Source organism: Ruegeria sp. CL3 (assembly GCF_056536505.1).
Map to the genome: position 1 here is coordinate 163,694 of NZ_JBQFPT010000007.1, position 21,152 is coordinate 184,845.

Genomic DNA, 21,152 nt, shown 5'->3' on the forward strand with positions numbered 1-21,152 from the left:
TTGTTTGGAACTATACCCGGTTTGGACAGTGTTCCTAGGACATATCTGCAACGTTTTTACGGTTCTTATGGTGGCAGGTGTGCGTTCAGGTGGGTCACGCTGCCGCCATTGCTTGCAAACACGCATATCAGCGCATAGGTTCCCGCCAAATTTGCGGAACGGTGCCGCAGGTCAAAGAAAAAGGAATATCCCATGGAAGGTGGCGCAATCGCCCAGTTTCTCCCGCTGATCCTGATCTTCGCGATCATGTATTTCCTGCTGATCCGTCCGCAGCAAAAGAAGATGAAAGAACACCAGGCCATGGTCGAAGCCGTGCGCCGTGGCGATCAGGTCGTCACACAAGGTGGTCTGATCGGCAAGGTGTCGAAGGTCAAGGAAGGCGACAACGAGATCGAGGTCGAGATCGCCGAGGGCGTTAAGGTTCGTGTGGTCAAGTCGACTATCGCGCAGGTTCTGAACAAAACCGAACCTGCGAAGTAACTTCGCCTTACAATTCCTTGAAAAGGCAGGGTTATGCTGCAAATTGATACCTGGAAGCGGGTTCTGATCTGGCTGGTCTGTGTGACCGGCCTGCTCTTGGCTCTGCCGAATGCGTTCTACACGCGGGTCGAACAATCCAACGACGCCAAAGCCGCGATTGAGCTTGGCGCGGATACGCCCGAAAATCAGGCCGAAGCGGCGCTGTGGCCGAACTGGCTGCCGTCCTCCTTGGTCAATCTGGGCCTCGATCTGCGGGGCGGTGCGCATCTGCTGGCCGAGGTCAAGGTCGAGAATGTCTACGAATCCCGGATGGAGGCGATGTGGCCTGAAATCCGCGACGCCTTGCGGGATGAGCGTTCCACCGTTGGTACGATCCGCCGTCAGGACTCCGACCCCGATCAGATTCGCGTCCGCATCAGCCAGCCCGAGGGGATGGCGCGTGCGCTCGAAACCGTTCGTGGTCTGGCCCGACAGGTTCAGACGCTGACTGGTGTCGGTGCGACCGATATCGAGGCCTTTGCCGATGGCGATACAATCGTTGTGCAGCTCTCCGAGGCGGAGAAGCTGGCCTCGGACGATCGCACCGTGCGTCAATCGCTAGAGATCGTGCGCCGCCGGATCGATGAGGTCGGTACACGTGAACCCACCATTCAACGTCAAGGTGCAGACCGCATCCTCATTCAGGTTCCCGGGATCGGAAGTGCAGGCGAGCTGAAAGAGATCATCGGTACCACGGCGCAGCTGACCTTCAACCCTGTTGTCGGCCGTGGCACGGACCCGGATGCCGCTGCAGGTATCGGTGAAGAAGTGGTGCCGTCGATTGACGAAAGCGGGGTGTTCTACACGCTTGAATCCTCTCCGGTCGTGACTGGGGAGGAACTGGTTGATGCGCAGCCCTCGTTCGATCAGAACGGACGACCCGCCGTCAGCTTCCGGTTCAACACGTCGGGCGCGCGGAAATTCGGTGACTATACGCTGGAAAATATTGGCGCGCCATTCGCGATCGTACTAGACGACGAAGTGATCTCGGCCCCTGTGATCCAAAGCCACATTCCTGGTGGTTCTGGCATCATCACCGGCAATTTCACGGTCGAGGAAAGCACCAACCTTGCCATCCTGCTACGGGCAGGCGCCTTGCCTGCCGAGCTGGAGTTCCTGGAAGAACGTACCATCGGCCCTGAATTGGGTCAGGACAGCATCGACGCTGGTAAAGTCGCCACTATGGTAGCCTTTGCCGCGGTGCTGGTGTTCATGGCGCTCAGCTACGGTTTGTTTGGTCTCTTTGCCAATATTGCCTTGATCATCAACGTGGGCCTTTTGTTCGGTCTACTTTCGCTGATCGGCGCGACGCTGACCCTGCCGGGTATCGCGGGTATTGTTCTGACTGTCGGTATGGCCGTGGACGCTAACGTGCTGATTTTCGAACGTATCCGAGAGGAACTGAAATCCGCCAAAGGCCCCGCGCGTGCGATTGAGTTGGGCTATGAAAAAGCCCTTTCGGCCATCGCGGATGCCAACGTGACCACCTTCATCACGGCGGTAATCCTGTTTGCCATGGGCAGCGGCCCGGTCCGCGGGTTCGCCATCACTCTGGGCCTGGGTATCCTGACCTCGGTCTTCACCGCGATCTTCGTGACGCGCCTGATGGTCGTCATGTGGTTCGAACGCCGCCGTCCGAAAACGATCGAGGTTTGATCATGAGACTGAAACTCGTACCCCAAAGCACCTCGTTCGATTTCTTCAGCCGATGGAAGCTCTGGCTTGGCATTTCGGCCCTGATGATGGTTGTGGCTTTTGCCTCATTCATGTTGCAGGGCTTGAATTTCGGCATCGACTTTCGGGGCGGCACGACGATCCGTACCGAAAGCACCCAGCCGATTGACGTGGGTGTCTACCGTGACGCGATTGCTCCGCTGGAACTGGGCGATGTCTCGATCACCGAGATTTTCGACCCGACCTTCGGGCCAGAAGACAACGTCGCGATGATCCGCATTCAGGCGCAAGCAGATGCCGAAGCTGTCGAAGCCTCGACCATCACAGCTGTTAAGGGCGCGTTGCAGGCCGTGATCCCCGATATCCAATTCGTATCGGTGGAGTCGGTTGGCCCCAAAGTCTCGGGCGAGTTGATCCAGACAGCCGTGATCGCCATCGTTTTGGCCATCGGAGCGGTGCTCGTCTATATCTGGCTGCGGTTCGAATGGCAGTTCGCTCTTGGCGCGGTCGCGGCACTTGTGCATGACGTGATCCTGACCATCGGCATCTTCTCAGAGCTTCAAATCCGCTTCGATCTGGCTATCATCGCGGCGCTTCTGACCATCGTGGGCTACTCACTAAACGACACCGTGGTCGTGTTCGACCGCGTGCGCGAGAACCTGCGGAAGTACAAGAAGAAAGACCTCAAAGAGGTTCTTAACATCTCGATCAACGAAACCCTCAGCCGGACGGTGATGACCTCGGTCACGACCCTGCTGGCGCTGATCTCGCTCTACGTGCTGGGCGGGGACGTGATCCGAGGCTTTGTCTTCGCGATGATCTGGGGTGTGATCGTGGGGACCTATTCGTCAGTCTTCGTGGCCTCGACCATCCTGTTGTGGCTGGGTGTCAAGCGTGACTGGTCCAAGCCGTCCAATAACGCGGGCAACCAGTTTGCCAACGTAGATGCCTGAGCTCTTCGGCCAGTCCCCACAGGGTCTGGCCGTAGTTTTATTTGCAGCCTTTCTTGGGGGCGTCGTTCGCGGCTTCTCGGGGTTTGGCACCGCTTTGGTTTTCCTGCCCATCGCGACCCCTTATCTCGGCCCGTTCGGAGCGCTGATCGGCCTGACGATCATGGATATCTTCGGACCCCTGCCAAATCTGCGCCGGGCATGGAGTGCCGTGAACAAGGGCGATCTGACACGCCTCCTGCTCGGCTGCGCACTGGTCCTGCCGCTTGGGCTATGGGTGTTGACGCAGGTCGCGCCAGAGGTTTTCCGCTATGCAGTCAGCGGTCTGGCCCTTGCGATGCTGGCCATTCTGATCCTCGGCCTGCGCTATCACGGTCATGTCAGCCGCGTGATGGTCACGGGCATCGGCGGAGCCGCCGGGTTTCTTGGCGGTGTCGCCGGGCTCCCTGGTCCGGCCGTCATCCTGTTCTACATGTCGCGCCCACTACCGGTGGACGTCATTCGCGCGACGATCCTGCTGTTTCTGTTCGGGTTCGATTTCCTGCTACTCGGCTACCTGACCGGTATGGCGCAGGTCACCCTTGCCGCTGCTGGGCTGGGTCTTCTTCTGGCGCTACCCAACTTGCTGGGCAATTGGCTGGGCGGGTGGCTTTTCCGACCAGACCGAGAACGCTTGTATCGCGCGGCCGCCTATCTGGCGATTGCGCTGGCGGCCTTGTCCGGCCTGCCGCTTTGGGGGTAAACACGGCGCATGCGATTGAATGAGATCAACTACACCAATGCTGAACCCGTCGACGGGTACGGCCCCGGTTTTTTCCGGATCGGAGGGCGCGTGCATCAAGGCGCAGTGCTGACTGGCCCGACGGGAACGCAGGCGTGGGGCGGATACTCAGACGCCGACCCACTTCGCGAACTGTCCGAGGTGGTCGACGTTCTGTTCATCGGAACCGGAGCAGAGCTGGTCAACATCCCGCCCGAGCTGCGCCAAACTCTCGAATCCGCCGGGATCGGCGTCGAGATCATGAACTCACCCGCCGCCTGCCGTACCTACAACGTCCTGCTATCCGAAGGTCGCCGCATCGCGCTCGCTCTTATCCCCGTCTGACGGGATCCCTTTCATCTGGCCAAAAATATCTCGGGGAGCGCGAGGGGCTGGCCCCTCGCATCCGAACACATCCAAGCGCACTGCCCTAGCTCCCTGCGTCAAATCCAACCTTTTGCCTGCGTCCCCAATCGGATAAGCGAGTCTCATGACTCTAACCGTTTTCGATCTGACCATCACCCGTGGTGGCGTGCCCGTGCTCGAGGGGGTGAGCTTCAAACTCACCCCCGGTCAGGCGCTCATTTTGCGTGGGCCGAACGGAATAGGAAAAACAACGCTGCTCCGCACTCTGACAGGGCTACAGCCTGCTTTGGCGGGAAAGATCGAAGGTGCCGAGGACCAGATCGCCTACGCCTCGCATTCCGATGGTTTGAAGCCAACCCTGACGGTTGTCGAAAATCTTGCCTTCTGGGCGTCCGTCTTTGGGACCCATGACATCCAGCCAGCACTAGACGCCTTTGCGCTGAATGACCTGTCCGACCGCCATGCGGGCAACTTGTCGGCCGGGCAAAAGCGCAGGCTGGGCCTTGCACGGATGCTGGTCACGGGGCGGCCGATCTGGATGCTGGACGAACCAACCGTCTCACTCGACAAAAACGCCGTTCAGATGTTCGCTGACGCTGTGCGCGGGCATTTGGGGCAGGGTGGCTCGGCCCTGATTGCAACCCATATCGACCTCGGCCTCGACGGAGAGGTTCTGGACGTCGGCCCCTACAAAGCGAAACCGCAACCCATTGATGACTTCGACGGAGGCTTCCTGTGATCGCCCTGTTGCTGCGCGACCTGAAGCTGGCCTTCCGCGCAGGCGGAGGCTTTGGTCTCGGCCTGGCCTTTTTCCTGATCGTCACTGTTCTGGTGCCTTTTGCCGTAGGCCCCCAATCGTCGCTGCTATCGACCATCGCGCCGGGAATTCTGTGGCTGGGCGCGTTGCTGGCCTGCCTGCTGTCCCTCGACCGCCTTCTGGCTCTGGATTGGGAGGACGGATCGCTGGACCTTCTGGCTACCGCGCCTCTCCCGCTTGAGGCTGTAGTTTCTATCAAAGCTCTGGCGCATTGGATAACCACCGGCTTACCTTTGGTTCTGGCGGCACCGTTTCTGGGCGTCTTGCTGAACCTTCCCGCGCCGGGGTTCTTCTGGCTGGTGATCTCGCTCCTGCTCGGAACGCCCGCCATGAGCGTCATAGGCACCTTCGGCGCAGCCCTGACTGTCGGTTTGAAGCGCGGCGGCCTGCTGTTGTCGCTGCTGGTTCTTCCGCTCTACGTCCCAACCCTGATCTTCGGCGCAGAAGTCGCCCGCCGAGGTGCCGTCGGGATGGAGACCCAATCCCCACTTTTGATGCTGGCGGGGATCACGATGGCCACGATCGCTCTGCTGCCCTTCGCCAGCGCAGCGGTCCTGCGCATCAATCTGCGGTGAAGCGCCACAACTTTGAGCAAGGTCAATTGAGAATGAACCCGAGTCGGACTAAATAACGGCCATGTCTATCGCAACCAAAGCCAACGCCCTCTGGGAATATGCCAACCCGCGCAAGTTTCTTGCCACCAGCGAGCGTGTCTTGCCCTTTTTCTGGATCACCTCCGCGGTTTGCATCGTGGTAGGGCTGGTCTGGGGCTTCTTCTTCACCCCCGATGACTTCCGACAGGGCTCGACGGTTAAGATAATCTACCTGCATGTCCCATCGGCCCTTATGGCGATCAATTGCTGGCTGATGATGCTGGTGACCTCGCTCATATGGCTGGTCCGCCGCCATCACGTCAGCGCTCTGGCTGCGCGTGCCGCCGCACCTGTGGGCATCGTGATGACCTTGATCGCACTTGCGACTGGAGCGATTTGGGGCCAGCCGATGTGGGGCACCTGGTGGGCCTGGGATCCGCGCCTGACCTCATTCCTGATCCTGTTCCTGTTCTATCTCGGCTACGTCGCCCTGTGGGAGGCGATCGAGGACCCGGACACCGCGGCAGACCTGACTTCGGTCCTGTGTCTTGTAGGATCGGTGTTCGCGATCCTCAGCCGCTATGCGGTGAATTTCTGGAACCAAGGGCTGCACCAGGGGGCCTCGGTCATGCGGGCCGGAGCAGTTACGGGAACCGATACTGAAGAGAAGGTTAGCAACGTGTTCTTCTATCCATTGCTGGTCTGCATCATTGGCTTCGTTTTGCTGTTCATCGCATTGGTTTTGTATCGTACCGGCACCGAAATCCGTGCGCGTCGGATCAAAGCGCTACTGGTACGTGAAAGGGTGGGCGCATGATGCCTGATCTTGGAAAATACGCGGACGCTGTCTTGTCGTCCTACGCTGCTTCGATCCTGCTGCTCGTGGCGCTGGTCGTCTTTAGCGTGATCCGGGGACGCAAAGTGCGGGCCGAGATGGAGAAAATCGAACAAAGGATGTCGCGCAATGGCTAAGATTTCGCCTTTGATGGTCGCGCCGCCTTTGATTTTTGGTGCTTTTGCCGTTCTGGCCGGGATCGGTATGTTCCGAGACGACCCCAACGCTCTTCCATCTGCCCGCGAAGGGCAACCCGCCCCTCCGGTCGTCCTGACCGAGTTTCCGGGCAAAACGCCTTTCGACGACGCGACCCTGCGGGACGGGCAGGTCAAGCTGGTCAACTACTGGGCCAGCTGGTGTGCCCCCTGTCGCGCAGAGCATCCAAACCTTGAGGCGCTGTCGAACGAAGGCATCCCGGTCTACGGCGTCAACTACAAAGACAAGTTGGACAATGCGCAAAGCTTTCTGACTGAATTGGGCGATCCCTATACCGGCATCGGTCGCGACGAGCAGGGCCGCATGGCTTTGGATTGGGGGCTTTACGGCGTTCCCGAAACCTATGTGATCGACGGGGAAGGCACCGTGATCCTGCGTTTCGCCGGTCCGATCACCCAACGTGTGATCGAAAGCACGATCCGCCCGGCGCTTGAAAAAGCGGCTGGCGGTTAGAGCCTGTAGCCACCGGTCACAGCCAAGGTCTCACCCGTGATGAATGCGGCGTCGTCTGACGCCAAGAACCGTACGGCCTTCGCGATATCTTCGGGCCGCCCAATCCGCTCTACGGCTGTGTTCTCGACGAACAAGGCGGTCAAGTCTTCGGGGCGCGGGTCTTCAGGGATGTTAATCGCCCCCGGTGCCACAGCATTGACCCGAATACCCTGAGGCCCAAGTTCCTTTGCCATCCCGCGTGTCCAAAGGTTCAGGGCTGCCTTGCTTGCCCCGTAAATCACCGCGCCTTTCGGTGGCAAAACGGCGTTCATCGAGGAAATACTGACAATCGCCGCCCCCGGTTTCAAATGGGGCATGGCAGCCGCCAGCAAAGCAGAAGGGACCAGCAGGTTCAAATCCAAAATTGCGCGATGATCTTCCAGTTCAAAAACCTCTTTCGGAGTAGACCTGACCAAACCCGCATTGTTCACGATCACGTCCAGCCGCCCGAAACGTTCGACAACGTCGCGTATCACTGCTTCAGGCTGTCCGTCCTGCGTCAGATCGGACCGTATCGGCTGCAAACCTTCCCCTTCCAACGCAGGATCTGGCTCGCTTGACAGCCATGTGAAAGCAACACGATGATCGCGCCGCAGATCCTCAACAATCGCGCGCCCAATCCCCCGCGCGCCGCCGGTTACCAAAACCACTTTCTCCAAACCAACCTCCCGCGCACCGCTGATCGTCCACTTAGGACACAATCAACTTCTTCTGTTCAAAAATACCTCGGAGCGCGAGGCAGAGCCTCGCATAAAAAAGGACGCCAATCGGCGTCCCTTTCAGTCCCTTGATAAGCACCGCGTCAACCCGCCTTCGCGAGATTGCGCAGCACATAGTGCAGAACACCGCCGTTCTCGATGTATTCGATCTCAGGGGCTGTATCTATGCGGCATTTCAGGGTGATGGTCTTCTCGGTCCCGTCGCCATAGGTGATGGTGCAGGGCACCTCCTGCAGCGGCTCAATCGTGTCCAGACCGTGGATCGAGACCGTCTCATCCCCTTTCAAACCAAGCGTTTTGCGCGTGTCTCCGCCGGTGAACTCAAACGGAATCACGCCCATGCCCACGAGGTTCGAGCGGTGGATGCGCTCAAAACTCTCTGCAATCACGGCTTTGATGCCCAGCAGAGCAGTCCCCTTCGCGGCCCAGTCACGGGAAGAGCCCGCGCCATATTGCTCGCCTCCGAAAACGACCAGAGGGGTGCCATTCGCCTGATACGCCATCGACGCGTCGTAGATCGAGGTCTGCGCGCCATCCGGCCCCTTGGTGTAACCGCCTTCGACCCCGTCCAGCATCTCGTTCTTGATGCGGATATTGGCGAAGGTGCCGCGCATCATGACCTCATGGTTGCCCCGGCGCGAGCCGTAGGAGTTGAACTCACGCGGCTGCACCTGACGTTCCATCAGGTACTGACCGGCGGGCGAGGTCGTGGCAAACGAACCAGCGGGCGAGATATGGTCGGTCGTGACCATATCGCCCAGGATCGCCAGCACCTTGGCCCCTTCGATGTTCGAGATCGTGCCTGGCTCGGCCCCCATGCCCTGAAAATAGGGCGGGTTCTGGATATAGGTCGAGGTCGGCGGCCAGTCATAAGTTTCCTGCTGTGGAACCTCGACCTCACGCCATTTCTCATCCCCTTTGAAAACGTCGGCATATTTGGACTGGAACGCCTCGCGGGTGACGGTTGCTTCGACCAATTCCGCGATTTCGCTCTGGCTGGGCCAGATATCCTTCATGAACACGTCATTACCGTCCCGATCCTGACCGATGGGTTCGGAGGTCAGGTCGATATCCATGGTGCCTGCCAGCGCGTACACAACGACCAGAGGCGGCGAGGCCAGATAGTTGGCGCGCACATCCGGCGAGATCCGTCCTTCGAAATTGCGGTTGCCCGAGAGAACCGAGGTGGCGACCAGATCGCCTTCGGAAATCGCCTCGCTGATTTCTCGCTGAATCGGGCCAGAGTTACCAATACAGGTGGTGCAGCCATAGCCCACAAGGTTGAACCCGATCTTGTCCAGATCGTCTTGAAGACCCGCGGCCTCAAGATAGGCGGAAACCACCTGCGACCCTGGCGCGAGCGAGGTCTTCACCCATGGCTTTCGGTCCAGACCCAGCGCGGCTGCCTTGCGGGCTACAAGACCCGCTCCGATCATCACATAGGGGTTCGAGGTGTTGGTGCAGGAGGTGATCGAGGCGATCACGACCTTGCCCGATTCCATACCGTAGTTCTCGCCTTTGACTTCGACCTGCTTGCCCATTGGGCGTTTGAAGGTGTTCTCCATCTCGTTCAGGAAGGCCGCTTTCGCTTCCGTCAGCGCCACATAGTCCTGCGGACGTTTCGGCCCCGAGATGGCAGGAACGATGGTGCCCATATCCAGCGAAAGGGTATCGGTATAGATCGGTGCGTAGGTCTCATCACGCCACAGTCCGTTTTCCTTTGCATAGGCTTCGACCAGCGCAAGACGGTCTTCGTCGCGCCCGGTATTGCGCATGTAACGCAGGGTTTCCCCGTCGATCGGGAAGAAGCCGCAGGTCGCGCCATATTCGGGGGCCATGTTGGCGATCGTGGCACGGTCCGCCAAAGGAAGACGATCTAGACCTTCGCCGTAGAATTCGACGAATTTACCAACCACGCCCTTTTCACGCAGCATCTCGACGACTTTCAGCACAAGGTCAGTACCGGTAGTGCCCTCTACCATCGCGCCTGTCAGTTCAAAACCCACAACCTCGGGGATCAACATCGAGATCGGCTGGCCGAGCATCGCGGCCTCAGCCTCAATCCCGCCGACGCCCCATCCCAGAACGGCCATGCCGTTGACCATGGTGGTGTGGCTATCGGTACCGACGAGGGTGTCAGGATAGGCGACCTCTTCGCCGTTTTGATCGGTATCCGTCCAGACGGTTTGGGCCAAATATTCAAGGTTCACCTGATGGCAGATGCCGGTACCGGGCGGTACGACGCGGAAATTGTTGAACGCGTTCTGACCCCATTTCAGGAATTGGTAGCGCTCCATGTTGCGCTCGTATTCGCGGTCCACATTCATCTGGAACGCACGCGGGTTGCCGAACTCGTCGATCATGACCGAGTGGTCGATGACCAGATCCACTGGGTTCAGCGGATTGATCTTTTGCGCGTCACCGCCCAAAGCTTTGATCCCGTCGCGCATGGCCGCCAGATCAACCACGGCAGGCACACCGGTGAAATCCTGCATCAGCACGCGGGCAGGGCGATAGGCGATCTCGCGCGGGTTTTTACCTCCGTTCTCGCCCCATTCCGCAAAGGCCTTGATGTCGTCGACCGAGACAGAGAACCCGTCATCCTCGAACCGCAGCATGTTTTCCAGCACCACTTTCAGCGCGGCGGGCAGCTTGGAGAAATCACCTAGACCGGCCTCTTGAGCGGCGGGGATGGAGTAGTAGGAAATGGTTTTACCATTCACGCTCAGGCTGCGGCGTGTTTTGGCGGTATCCTGTCCGGTTTTGATAGGCATCCTGTGGCCTCCCTCTCAAATAACTTGGAAAATGGGATTCGCTGCGGTTTATCTTGATCACGTTTGTCCGGGGTTCAAGCGTCAGTTACTGACAAGATGAAAGTGTATACTGTGGTATGCAAAATCAAGAGCAAGGGACCGCCTCGTCTCAAGAAACCTTGATTGGAGCTTGAAGAGCAAAACGTTTATCCGTTTTGCAGGATTTTCAAGCCGAGGGGACTCATGTTCAAATCCGTCCTAGCAGCCGCCATTCTATCCGCCTGTGCCGCTTTTTCAGTATCGGCGCAAGAGGATCCGGTTGTGATCGAGCTGTTCACCTCGCAAGGGTGTTCGTCCTGCCCCCCGGCGGATCGGCTTTTGCATGAGCTGGTCAAGCGCGATGACGTGATCGGGCTGGCGCTACATGTGGACTATTGGGATTACATCGGCTGGAAGGACGAATACGCCATTCCTGATCATACGTCGCGGCAACGGGCCTATGCCCGCAATGGTGGCCGGTCGATGATCTACACGCCACAGATGGTGATCAACGGACAGCATGATGTGGTTGGTGCGAAGGCGCAGGAATTGGATCGGCTGATCAAGGCGCATCTGATCGCTGCGCCCACAGCTGAAGTCGAAGCCGAGCGTTCGGGGCAAGAGGTGATGGTGCGCGTGACGCCGATCGACTTGCCAGTTGGGGATACCTACGACGTGCGGATCGTCCAATACACGCCGCTGCGCCATGCCTCGATCCGGCGTGGTGAGCTTGCGGGCCATGAGCTAGACTATGCCAATGTGGTGGAAAGCTGGCAGATGGTCGGGCGCTGGGATGGGGTCAATGAGCAGGCGTTTTCAGCACAGTTGGATTCGGACCTGCCAGCGGTTGTTTTGGTGCAACGGGCAGGTCACGGGCCAATTATTGCGGCTGCACATGTGAAGTGATCAGGGCATATCCTCGGGCTGAACACCCAGCCCGTTCCATGCCTTCCAGCGGCGGTGAATCCAGAACCATTGGCCCATATGCTGGCGCACCATTTGTTCCAGATCGTCGTTGATATGCTGCGTCATGGTTCTGGGGTCGGAATGTGGCACCGGGTCGTGTAACACGATCTCGAAATCCAGACCATTTGGTTGGCGTACTGCGTAGCAGGGGATCATGACCGCATTGAACTTCATCGCAAGTTCGGCATTCAGCAGGGATGTGACGGCGGGTTTGCCAAAGAACATCAACTCCTCGCCGCCGTGAACATGCAGGTCAGAGACGATGGCGATCATCTCACCCCCTTTGAGGGAGCGCACCATCTCAACCATTCCGCGCCGGCCCTGTTCAAACATGGGCGAGCCGGTTTTGTAGAAGGCTTCGACATAGGCCTCGTTGAAATAGGGGTTGGCCATGCGACGGTAGAGGCAACCCAAAGGGCGCCCGCTGCGGGCCTGCAGCGCGATCCGCGTTGCCAGGTAGTGGCCGAAATGCGCGGCAATAATCATGACCGGTCGCCCCTCGGCGGAGGCGGCATCAAAAGCGGCCACACCGGGGCCGGACAGTTTGGCGTCGCGTTGGCGCGCAGTGAACCCTTCGGGCGAGAAATGCTCCATCAAAGCCCGACCGGCATTGTCCGAGACCTCAGCCGAGATACGGTTGATGTCACGCTCTGACAGCTCAGGGCAGGTCAGTTTCAGGTTGTCTCGAACCCGTTTGCGAAACCCCACCAGAGGGGCCAATCTGCGCACCAAGGCCCCCATCGCCGCGATCCGGGTCCCATAGGGCAGAAGCCGCATGCCACCGATCACGCCTTTCAGGAAGAGACTGGCGACATAGTATTTCCCAAGCTCAAACCGGCTGAGCTCTGACTTTTCGACAGGCATGGAGGTGTCTCACGGCGTGTTGCGTTTTGCTGGGTCAGACATACAGGCCCGGCCCGGCAAGCTCAAGCACTCAGCCGGTTGACGTCAGTCTTCGTCTTCTTCCGGCTCGACCAATGTCAGCGTACCTTCGTCCGCCAGCGTGCGGATTGCGCCTACGATCTCAGTCATCGCTTCTTCAGCCTCGGACTGTTTGACGCGCCCGCGCTCAGCCATTTCTTCGCGCAGATTGTCGGCCATACGGGCGGAGATGTTGGATAGGATGAACTCAACCGAGGCTTTGTCATCATCAGCGGCGGCCCCCGCCAGAGCGGTGACAAGGCTGGTTTGTTCCACCCCGCGCAGAATGGCGGGCACATCGCGTGCGGCGACACGGGCCGGGATATGCGCGAAGGTAAAGATGGATTGACGCACGATATCCGCGAATTCGGCATCCTCTTCGTTCAGGGCCGTCAGCAAACCATCTCGGGTCGAGGCCGCCGATTGATTCAGGATCGCCCCCACACGCGCGCCGGGGCCGTCGGAAAAGGCCTGAGAAGGCCGTTGATCCAATTGAGCAGCCATCGACCAGCCGATCCGTTCCACCGCTTCGGGGGTCACATTGGCCGTTTTGGAGATCGCATAGGTGATGCGTCGCGCAATGGGGCCGGGCAGGTGCCCCAGCAATTGCGCGGCTTTGGCCGTGTCGAGCTTGGATAGCATCACGGCGGCTACCTCGGTACTTTCTGACTGCGCCATCTGGGCCAGATCTTCGGCCGAAATCTCTCGCAGTTGCTGCCACGGATCGCCGATCTGACGAACGCCGGCGATCTTGCGCAATCTTGCCGCAGTGGCCGGGGCAATCTTGCCGTTCACCGCATCCAGCGCCCCAGCGAGGCCATGAGGGAAGGACAGGCCGACGCTATCCAGCGCATCGCCGAACTCCTGCGCCACCGCATCCAGCGTCACACGGTCTACAAGACCCATCTGACCCAGTTGATGCGTGAGTTTTTCCTGTAATTCGTCGGGCAGTTCCTCAAGTGGAATATCCGCCCCTTCATTCAGCAACAGACGCACCACGATAGCGGCCTTTTGACGATTGCTGAGTGTGCGTGGGACGACGCGGGGCGCGTCGTCCGCCTGACCTGCGCCCGAGGGCTGAGCCCCCGGGGCCACCTGAACCAAAGTATTCATGTCCTGCATCTGCCTGCGGTGCCAAAGTCCTGTTCCACAGGCAGGTTAGCGGGAATCAGGTAAAGAAAGGTTGAACCTCAGTAGTTATAGGTCAGCCCGGTCTTGATGGCCTCGCGCAGAGATGCCTCGGCCCATGTGCCTTCGCCTCCACGAGCCTTGATTTCGCGCCATTGGGCGATGGCCAGATCGGTTTTCCCTTCGGAAACAAAGCCCTGAGCCATATAGCTGCGCGCCAGAAGGTTGTCGGGGTTAGTGGCGATGGCCTGCTCGTAGTAGGCATTCGCCAACTCGATATTGCCCATCTTGCGGTGCGTGAAGCCCCAGTAGGTTAGAACGCGGTCATCGCTTTGATCGCTCATGACGCGCAGGATGTTCTGGGCGTTTTCCAACTGACCATCATAGGCCAGCTCACGCACGGCCTCATAGAGGTCCTCATCGGTGAAATTCGTCGCGCTCGGTTTGACGCAGCGCCCGCGGTCTTCGCTCCAGACCCGACCGAACAGGCATTTTTTTGTCGTGTTGGTGGGCTTGGGGGGATTGGCACCGCCGCCACCGGCCGCGTGGGCAGCGATGGGGGAAAAGGCGAAAGAGGTCAGTGCAATCGCGGATGCAAGAAGAATGCGCATAGTTTTAACTCCGTGGTCAGGTCTGCTCATTGAAATCATAGTGTGATCTTCAAAAAAGCTAACACCGGAGCTTTTCGATTTATTCACAAAGCAGACAGAATTTTTGATCACGAAGTGCGTTATGATGCAAAAAGCGCCCGGTCGATGGGGGCCGGGCGCTTTTCTAGGATGGTTTATTCGCCGAAGACACGCTCAAAAATCGTGTCGACATGCTTGGTGTGGTAGCCTAGATCGAATTTCTCTTCGATCTCTTCCACGCTGAGGGCGGCGGTGACCTCGGCATCACCCAGGAGTTCGGTTTTGAAGTCCTTGCCTTCTTCCCAAACCTTCATCGCGTTACGCTGCACCAGACGGTAGGCATCCTCGCGGCTGACACCGGCTTGGGTGAGGGCCAGCAGCACGCGCTGGCTCATGACCAAACCACGGAACTTGTTCATGTTGGCCAGCATGTTTTCCGGGTAAACGACCAGCTTGTCGACCACGCTGGTCAGGCGCGACAGTGCGAAATCCAGAGTAACGGTGGTATCAGGGCCAATATTCCGCTCGACCGACGAATGCGAGATGTCACGCTCGTGCCACAGGGCCACGTTCTCCATCGCGGGTACGACGGCCATGCGGACCAGACGGGCCAGACCGGTCAGGTTTTCAGTCAGAACCGGGTTGCGCTTATGCGGCATCGCCGAAGAACCCTTTTGTCCTTTCGAGAAGAACTCTTCGGCTTCAAGAACCTCGGTCCGCTGCATGTGACGGATTTCGATGGCGATGTTCTCGATACTGCTGGCGATGACGCCCAGAGTTGCAAAGAAGGCCGCGTGGCGATCACGCGGGATGACCTGAGTGCTGATCGGCTCGGGCACCAGACCCAACTGGTCGCACACATGCTCTTCGACGCGCGGGTCGATATTGGCGAAGGTGCCAACCGCGCCGCTGATCGCGCCGGTGGCGATTTCGGCGCGCGCGTCACGCATACGAGACAGGTTGCGGTCCATCTCGGCATAGAAACGGGCAAAGGTTAGGCCCATCGTCGTCGGCTCAGCGTGGATGCCGTGGCTGCGGCCGATGCGAACCGTGTCTTTGTGTTCGATGGCGCGGCGTTTCAGGGCTGCCAGTAGGCCTTCGAGGTCTGCGATCAGTATATCGGCGGCGCGGGTCAGCTGAACGTTGAAGCAGGTATCCAGAACGTCTGAGCTGGTCATGCCCTGATGCACAAAGCGGGCTTCTTCGCTGCCCACATGCTCGGCCAAGTGAGTCAGGAAGGCGATGACGTCGTGCTTGGTGACGGCTTCGATTTCATCAATGCGGGCCACGTCGAATTCCACGTCCTTGGCTTTCCACACCGCGTCGGCGTTTTCACGCGGGATTACGCCCAGATCAGCCATGGCTTCGCAGGCATGCGCCTCGATCTCGTACCAGATGCGGAACTTGGTTTCGGGCGACCAGATGGCAACCATCTCGGGGCGGGAATAACGAGGAATCATTGGCAGCAGGACCTTATTGTGATTTGGCAGAGAGCGTTGCGGCGGGGTTTAACGCCGCAGGCGTATGGGAACAAGGCATGAGTGCCCGATTGCGGCGATCTGGCCGGGATAGTGGAAATGACGACTGCACCGACAACATTGTCCGATTTCGAAGGGCGCTGGCGCCTGACGCGCACGATCCACGATGCGCGGGCCGGGCAGGTCGTGCAGGCTAAGGGAGAGGCCCAGCTGCTGCGATCCGAGGACGGGCTGATCTACACTGAAGAGGTGACGCTCGACATCCCCGGTCAGCCTCCGATGAAAGGGACCCGCAAGTATTTTTGGCACGACGGTGGAGATCGCGTGTTGATCCATTTCGACGACGGGCGGTTTTTCCACGCCTTGACTTTGGGTGAGCAAAACGCCTCGGACCACCATGATTGTGCGCCTGACAGTTACGATGCGGTCTATGATTTCCACGACTGGCCCCGTTGGTCAGTGCAATGGACGGTGAATGGGCCGCGAAAATCCTACGAAATGACCACAGACTATGCTGCGGTAGCGTAATCATGTTGCAGTTTGAGCGCTGACAAGGCATTGCTGGTGCAGAAATCTTGGTCCGAATTGGGAGAAGTTAAGATGAATGTAAACGTTCTGGCCAATGCGTTTGGCCCGCGTGAAGGTACGGCGCTGCTTGTAAAGCAGGTTGTACTGGTCGTTCTGGGCATCGTGGCCCTGGCGGTTGCCGCGAAAATCAAAGTGCCGATGTGGCCTGTTCCGATCACCATGGGCACCTTTGCCGTCCTGACCATCGGCACCGCCTATGGCGCACGTCTGGGTCTGATCACCATGCTGGGCTATCTGCTGGTCGGTGCGCTGGGCTTTGACGTATTCGCAGGTTCCTCGGCCGAGAAATTCGGTCTGACCTACATGATGGGCGGCACCGGCGGCTATCTGGTCGGCTACCTGATGGCGACCGTTCTGCTGGGCGCTCTGGCCGCGCGCGGCTGGGACCGCTCGGTTGCCAAACTGGCACTGGCGCTGTTGCTGGCCAACGTTCTGATCTACGTACCGGGCCTGCTGTGGCTGGGTCAGCTCTACGGTTGGGACAAGCCGATCCTGGAATGGGGCCTAACACCGTTCCTGCTGGGCGACGCCATCAAGCTGGGTCTGGCGGCCATGCTGATCCCCGCCGTTTGGAAACTGGTTGGAGACGCGCGCAGCTAAGCGCCTGAGCCTGCTGAAATTCTAACCCGCACCCCGAGATCCGAGGCGCGGGTTTTTTCTTTTCCAGGCAAGGGGGTGCTGGACAAGACCAGCCGCGACGGGCCAATCTGCGATCAGTGAAATAACTAGGCAATTGAGATATGCGTATTCGTTTAAAGACGGCTCTGGCGGCTTGCGCGGCCCTTTGGGTCGGGGCGGCTGTGCCAGCTGTCGCAGATACCCCGGTGACTTATACCGACGCCGGGCGTGCGCTCTTCAGCTTTGCGGTGCCGGATTTCTGGGTGCTGCGCACAGGCGGACCACGCGACATTGAAGACACGGAGCTGGGCGACCCCCGCGCTGTGGCGCGTGTGATGGGGTTCAAGCCGGTCACGGATGACTCGGTCTGGATGGGCTTTGTCTCGCCGGCCGGAGTTAACAGCATTCAGGACGGGTTGCGGTATCTGGACGATATCGACAAGTTTCTGGTGAATGATCCCACGGTTACCAGCACCAGCAACATTCGGATTGCAGGACTGCCTGCCAAGGTGATCCGGGGCACCGGCACGCGAGACGGAGGCGTGAGTTTCACTGCCACCATTATTGATCTGCCCCGTGGGCGCGTTGCGATTGCCGTGACAATCCTGCGGAATGGGGCCGATCCTGCCTATGTGGATGATCTGAACGCCGTGTTCGAGTCTTTCCGGTCTTTGCAATAGGGGGCTCAAATGGCACGTAAACTGATGAAGCGATCCGTTCTTGTGTTGGGTCTGGGGATTTCAAGCCTGACTCTGGCGGCCTGTGATGGCGTCAGCGTGGGGGTAGGGGTCGGATATGGTTATGATCCCTTCTACGACTCGATGCTGTGGAACGATTACTATCACGACGTGGATGTGGATATCGATATCGACCGTCCGGACAGGCCGGACCGACCGCCGGTCAATAGACCTCCGGCACGTCCGACGCCGCCGATCGCAAAGCCTCCGGCGCGGCCGCGTCCTCCGGTTGCGCGGCCGCCAGCAGCACGGCCTCCGATCCATCGGCCCGCGCCTCGTCGGGGCTGAGAATCGTCAGGCTCAGGGTAGGAGTTCGGTCGTGATATGTGCCGAACCCTCCAACGTGCGATGCACCGGGCATTTGTCGGCGATTTCCAGAAGACGGTCGCGCTGGGCCTGATCCAGAGGCCCCTCAAGCCGAATCTTGCGGCGGAACAGGTCGACCTTGGCGTCCCCGTTCAGCCCGGCATCCTGCGCGTGGACTTTGTTGTGGCAGACATCAACCGACACGCTGGTCAGCGGCCACTTCTTGCGGCGCGCATACATGCGGATCGTCATCGACGTACAAGCCCCAAGCCCAGACGAGACAAAGCCGTAGGGCGACATACCCCGATCCGTGCCGCCATATGAGGCGGGCTCATCCGCGACGACATGATGGCGCGGCCCGGCCTGGATATCCTGCAGGAAGCCATGGGGATCGGCCTCGGTCACCCGGACAACACCTTCGGGTGCGCCGGGAGGCGGCGCTGGCGGGCGGAGGTCGATATAGCGCGAAACCCATGCTGAAATGACGTCAGCGGCATATTCGGCGTCTTTGGCCCGCGTGATCAGGTGATCGGCATCGTCGAGTGTCACGAAGCTCTTGGGGTGTTTGGCGGCCAAAAAGAGCGTGCTGGCATTGTCGATGCTCACCGTTTCATCCCGCGGCGCGTGCAAGATCAAAAGTGCGGCCTTGAGGTCGGCAACCGAGGGGGTCAGCGCAGCCTCCGAAATATCATCGACAAAGGCCTTGCCGATGCGGAAGGGGCGACCGCCCAGAGAAACCTCGGCGCTGCCTTCTTGTTCGATCTCGGGCAGAGCCTGTTCGAAATGGTGCGAGACGTGTCCCGGATCGGCTGGTGCCCCAAGCGTTACCACCGCCTTGACCGAAGGAATGCCCGCCCGCGCGCGCAGAACAGCAGCGCCCCCCAGCGAGTGCCCGATCAGCAGCGATGGGGCCATGTCTCGGCCCGCAAGGTAGCGCGCGGCCGCGATTAGGTCTTCGACATTCGAGGTGAAGGTCGTATTTGCGAACTCACCCTCGGAATGGCCCAGCCCTGTGAAATCAAAACGCAAAACGGCAATGCCCATTGCCGCCAAACGGGCCGAGATCCGACGCGCGGCAGGAATGTCCTTTGAGCAGGTGAAGCAATGCGCAAACAGAGCGGTCGCCAGGACGGGTCCTTCCGGCAGGTCGAGTCGCGCGGCCAGACGGCCGCCGTCGTGACCGGCAAAAGTGATGCGTTCGGTGGGCATGGCAGTTCCTTGGATTTCGGTATGGGATCAATAGTGTGCAGTTGTGCCGGATGTCTCAACCCCATTGTAGGAAGCGTCACGGGAAGGTGAGCAAAAACCAGTGAATATTTCGATATTCACGAAATGTGATGATACACACATCAAATATTCGTTTTCATAATTGATCTCTTCCCCCCATCTTGCAGCTGTCACACCAAGCAAGACAAGGAGACCGAGATGACACATACGTTATGCACCCCTCGCCAGCCTAACCTCCGCGCTGATCTGCTGATCCTTATAATGCTAAGCGGGGTATTGGGCTTTTCACTGGGTCAAAATTGGGAAAGGGCGACCCCGACCAGTGTCGAAGCCGCCCTTCCATCCGAGGATTGGCACGGGAATGTCCGGCGCTCAACCTGGCCGGACTGAGTGCTTATTCCTGACCCATCAATTGGGCATCAAACGGGTATTTGGTCAGGTTCTCATAGCCGTCTTCGGTGATCAGAACCTGATCCTCCAGCTTGATCGAAAAGTCCCCACCGACCTCACCAACGGCGGCCTCGACGCACAGGACCATGCCGGGTTCGAGCGCGTAGTCATAGGCGCCCTCGACCGCTTTGTCGGGATAGGCAACCAAAGGCCATTCATCGCACAGCCCGACGCCATGCATCAGGCAGCCGTATTTCTGGGCCTGGAACTTGTCATCCAGCTTGTGCGCATTGGCAGTAAGCTCAGGGATCATGACGCCGGGTTTGAGCATTTCCATGTTGGTCATGATATGCTCATGCGCGTGCTGCATGGCATAGACCATGTCCGGGCGCGGCTTCTGGTCACCGATCCACCATGTGCGTGAGATATCGATGCAGATCCCGTATGAACCGACCAGATCGGTATCAAAGGCGATGATCTCGTTTTGTTGCGTGATGCGTGGGCCGCACTCCTGGAACCACGGGTTAGTGCGCTGGCCCGAGGCCAGCAGGCGGGTTTCAATCCACTCGCCACCGCGACGGATGTTCTCGGCGTGTAAAACCGCCCAGATGTCATCTTCCGAGGTCTTGCCGTTCCCCACATTGGCGCGGGCGAATTTCTCCATCTCGGCCACGGCTGTTTCGCAGGCGTGGCTGGCGCAGCGCATGGCCAAAATCTCATCCGGGCCTTTGATGGCGCGGGTCTTCTCGGTCAGCTCTTCGCCTTCCATTACCTCGAAACCCTGCGCCTCAAGTGCGCGCAGACCGTGCAGCATGATCTTGTCTACGGCCAGACGCTTGTTGCCGCCGCTATGTTCCTCGATCAGGATCCGCACCTCGTTCGAGAACACATCCGCCGCGACATCCACTTTGTCGCCTCGGTCGAAATAGAACAGATCCGCGCCCGAGCGCTGTTCGCGCACCAGTGGGTTGAATTCGGACAGGAAGGGCGAGTTTTTATAGTCCCAGATCACCATATACCCGTCCGCGCACAGCAGAACGGCGCGGAACGGGTTGTGGGTGTTCCACAGCTGCATGTTCGTGCTGTCGGTTGCATAGCGGATGTTGAGCGGGTCAAAAATCAGCAGACCGCCATATCCACGATCCACGATGGCTTGGGTCAGACGCTTCCAGCGATGCTCGCGCATACGCTCGAGGTTGGGCAGGGTCAGCCCGGCCGCGGCCCATTCCTCAAAGGCAAGCTGGGTGGGCCCGATTTCGATTCGGTCATTGTCATTCGGCGTGCCGTCGCCGAGCGTTGCGCCTCGGGTCGGGTCAATTTTACGCGTGTCGCGGTAGTGCTGGTTCATGACTGGCCTCTGCTGGTTCACCCGAGAGGTATCAAACTTCAGTCTGTGGTGTCCCAGAAGAATACGACGGATTCTTGGTCGCT

At 59.2% G+C, this 21,152-nt stretch carries 24 protein-coding genes; 16 read left to right on the plus strand and 8 right to left on the minus strand.

The genetic code is table 11. From position 1 onward, the window contains the following. Window positions 1–192 precede the first annotated feature (192 nt). The 10 genes from yajC to ACR0NO_RS12445 all read left to right on the plus strand — a co-directional run bounded on the left by yajC (window position 193) and on the right by ACR0NO_RS12445 (window position 7,183). Window positions 193–480, plus strand: a complete 288-nt coding sequence (gene yajC, locus ACR0NO_RS12400; RefSeq protein WP_155151194.1) for a preprotein translocase subunit YajC — start codon at window positions 193–195, stop codon at window positions 478–480. A 33-nt stretch (window positions 481–513) separates the two neighbouring features. Continuing rightward, window positions 514–2,175 carry a protein translocase subunit SecD gene (gene secD / locus ACR0NO_RS12405; protein WP_480724154.1) on the plus strand — a complete coding sequence of 554 codons (1,662 nt, stop codon included), beginning with the start codon at window positions 514–516 and terminating at the stop codon, window positions 2,173–2,175. A gap of 2 nt (window positions 2,176–2,177) precedes the next feature. After that, a complete protein-coding gene (secF, locus tag ACR0NO_RS12410) occupies window positions 2,178–3,146 on the plus strand; it encodes a protein translocase subunit SecF (protein WP_480724155.1) in 969 nt (322 codons plus the stop codon). Further along, complete coding sequence (locus tag ACR0NO_RS12415; RefSeq protein WP_170688885.1) at window positions 3,139–3,885, plus strand: TSUP family transporter; 747 nt, start codon at window positions 3,139–3,141, stop codon at window positions 3,883–3,885. Before secF ends, ACR0NO_RS12415 begins: the two co-directional genes overlap by 8 nt. Before the next feature lie 9 nt (window positions 3,886–3,894). Beyond that, entirely contained in the window at window positions 3,895–4,248 is a 354-nt protein-coding gene (locus tag ACR0NO_RS12420) for an Mth938-like domain-containing protein (RefSeq protein WP_480724156.1), read from the plus strand. Window positions 4,249–4,393: 145 nt separating this feature from the next. Next, window positions 4,394–5,008: a heme ABC exporter ATP-binding protein CcmA gene (gene ccmA, locus ACR0NO_RS12425; RefSeq protein WP_480724157.1), complete on the plus strand. Its 615-nt coding sequence runs from the start codon at window positions 4,394–4,396 to the stop codon at window positions 5,006–5,008. After that, the gene (gene ccmB / locus ACR0NO_RS12430; protein WP_480724158.1) at window positions 5,005–5,661 is read left to right on the plus strand and encodes a heme exporter protein CcmB; all 657 of its coding nucleotides are present in this window, start codon (window positions 5,005–5,007) and stop codon (window positions 5,659–5,661) included. Before ccmA ends, ccmB begins: the two co-directional genes overlap by 4 nt. 61 nt (window positions 5,662–5,722) lie before the next feature. Next, window positions 5,723–6,496, plus strand: a complete 774-nt coding sequence (locus ACR0NO_RS12435; RefSeq protein WP_480724159.1) for a heme ABC transporter permease — start codon at window positions 5,723–5,725, stop codon at window positions 6,494–6,496. After that, window positions 6,493–6,651 carry a heme exporter protein CcmD gene (gene ccmD / locus ACR0NO_RS12440; RefSeq protein ID WP_170374069.1) on the plus strand — a complete coding sequence of 53 codons (159 nt, stop codon included), beginning with the start codon at window positions 6,493–6,495 and terminating at the stop codon, window positions 6,649–6,651. Before ACR0NO_RS12435 ends, ccmD begins: the two co-directional genes overlap by 4 nt. Continuing rightward, complete coding sequence (locus tag ACR0NO_RS12445) at window positions 6,644–7,183, plus strand: DsbE family thiol:disulfide interchange protein (RefSeq protein ID WP_170553002.1); 540 nt, start codon at window positions 6,644–6,646, stop codon at window positions 7,181–7,183. The genes ccmD and ACR0NO_RS12445 overlap by 8 nt, the downstream gene beginning before the upstream one ends. On the opposite strand, the gene ACR0NO_RS12450 is transcribed toward ACR0NO_RS12445, so the two are convergent. Beyond that, the gene (locus ACR0NO_RS12450; RefSeq protein WP_480724160.1) at window positions 7,180–7,881 is read right to left on the minus strand and encodes an SDR family NAD(P)-dependent oxidoreductase; all 702 of its coding nucleotides are present in this window, start codon (window positions 7,879–7,881) and stop codon (window positions 7,180–7,182) included. The genes ACR0NO_RS12445 and ACR0NO_RS12450 overlap by 4 nt on opposite strands. Before the next feature lie 143 nt (window positions 7,882–8,024). Further along, window positions 8,025–10,715 carry an aconitate hydratase AcnA gene (gene acnA, locus ACR0NO_RS12455; RefSeq protein ID WP_480724161.1) on the minus strand — a complete coding sequence of 897 codons (2,691 nt, stop codon included), beginning with the start codon at window positions 10,713–10,715 and terminating at the stop codon, window positions 8,025–8,027. Window positions 10,716–10,937: 222 nt separating this feature from the next. On the opposite strand from acnA, the gene ACR0NO_RS12460 reads away from it, so the two are divergent. Continuing rightward, the gene (locus tag ACR0NO_RS12460) at window positions 10,938–11,639 is read left to right on the plus strand and encodes a DUF1223 domain-containing protein (RefSeq protein ID WP_480724162.1); all 702 of its coding nucleotides are present in this window, start codon (window positions 10,938–10,940) and stop codon (window positions 11,637–11,639) included. On the opposite strand, the gene ACR0NO_RS12465 is transcribed toward ACR0NO_RS12460, so the two are convergent. From ACR0NO_RS12465 to purB, 4 genes are all read right to left on the minus strand, one after another. Continuing rightward, window positions 11,640–12,563, minus strand: coding sequence for a lysophospholipid acyltransferase family protein (locus ACR0NO_RS12465; protein ID WP_480724163.1), 924 nt, complete (start codon window positions 12,561–12,563; stop codon window positions 11,640–11,642). 84 nt (window positions 12,564–12,647) lie between these two features. Continuing rightward, on the minus strand, window positions 12,648–13,733 hold the full coding sequence (locus ACR0NO_RS12470) for a flagellar motor switch protein FliG (RefSeq protein WP_480724164.1): 1,086 nt from the start codon (window positions 13,731–13,733) through the stop codon (window positions 12,648–12,650). 77 nt (window positions 13,734–13,810) lie between these two features. Beyond that, window positions 13,811–14,359 (minus strand): tetratricopeptide repeat protein, encoded by a 549-nt coding sequence (locus ACR0NO_RS12475; RefSeq protein WP_170466070.1) that lies wholly within the window; start codon window positions 14,357–14,359, stop codon window positions 13,811–13,813. 173 nt (window positions 14,360–14,532) lie between these two features. After that, a complete protein-coding gene (gene purB / locus ACR0NO_RS12480) occupies window positions 14,533–15,837 on the minus strand; it encodes an adenylosuccinate lyase (RefSeq protein WP_170458892.1) in 1,305 nt (434 codons plus the stop codon). Window positions 15,838–15,954: 117 nt separating this feature from the next. On the opposite strand from purB, the gene ACR0NO_RS12485 reads away from it, so the two are divergent. The 4 genes from ACR0NO_RS12485 to ACR0NO_RS12500 all read left to right on the plus strand — a co-directional run bounded on the left by ACR0NO_RS12485 (window position 15,955) and on the right by ACR0NO_RS12500 (window position 18,086). Then, window positions 15,955–16,383: a DUF6314 family protein gene (locus ACR0NO_RS12485; protein ID WP_480724165.1), complete on the plus strand. Its 429-nt coding sequence runs from the start codon at window positions 15,955–15,957 to the stop codon at window positions 16,381–16,383. A 72-nt stretch (window positions 16,384–16,455) separates the two neighbouring features. Then, window positions 16,456–17,043 (plus strand): biotin transporter BioY, encoded by a 588-nt coding sequence (locus tag ACR0NO_RS12490; RefSeq protein ID WP_480724166.1) that lies wholly within the window; start codon window positions 16,456–16,458, stop codon window positions 17,041–17,043. A 140-nt stretch (window positions 17,044–17,183) separates the two neighbouring features. Next, complete coding sequence (locus tag ACR0NO_RS12495) at window positions 17,184–17,741, plus strand: hypothetical protein (protein WP_480724167.1); 558 nt, start codon at window positions 17,184–17,186, stop codon at window positions 17,739–17,741. A gap of 9 nt (window positions 17,742–17,750) precedes the next feature. After that, window positions 17,751–18,086, plus strand: coding sequence for a hypothetical protein (locus ACR0NO_RS12500; protein WP_475215438.1), 336 nt, complete (start codon window positions 17,751–17,753; stop codon window positions 18,084–18,086). A 12-nt stretch (window positions 18,087–18,098) separates the two neighbouring features. Here ACR0NO_RS12500 and ACR0NO_RS12505 read toward each other — a convergent pair whose 3' ends face one another. Beyond that, the gene (locus ACR0NO_RS12505; protein ID WP_480724168.1) at window positions 18,099–19,313 is read right to left on the minus strand and encodes a bifunctional alpha/beta hydrolase/OsmC family protein; all 1,215 of its coding nucleotides are present in this window, start codon (window positions 19,311–19,313) and stop codon (window positions 18,099–18,101) included. 216 nt (window positions 19,314–19,529) lie between these two features. Between ACR0NO_RS12505 and ACR0NO_RS12510 the strand changes: the two genes are divergently transcribed. Next, window positions 19,530–19,721 carry a hypothetical protein gene (locus ACR0NO_RS12510; protein WP_170666482.1) on the plus strand — a complete coding sequence of 64 codons (192 nt, stop codon included), beginning with the start codon at window positions 19,530–19,532 and terminating at the stop codon, window positions 19,719–19,721. A gap of 4 nt (window positions 19,722–19,725) precedes the next feature. On the opposite strand, the gene dddP is transcribed toward ACR0NO_RS12510, so the two are convergent. Next, window positions 19,726–21,069: a dimethylsulfonioproprionate lyase DddP gene (gene dddP, locus ACR0NO_RS12515; protein ID WP_480724169.1), complete on the minus strand. Its 1,344-nt coding sequence runs from the start codon at window positions 21,067–21,069 to the stop codon at window positions 19,726–19,728. Window positions 21,070–21,152 lie beyond the last annotated feature (83 nt).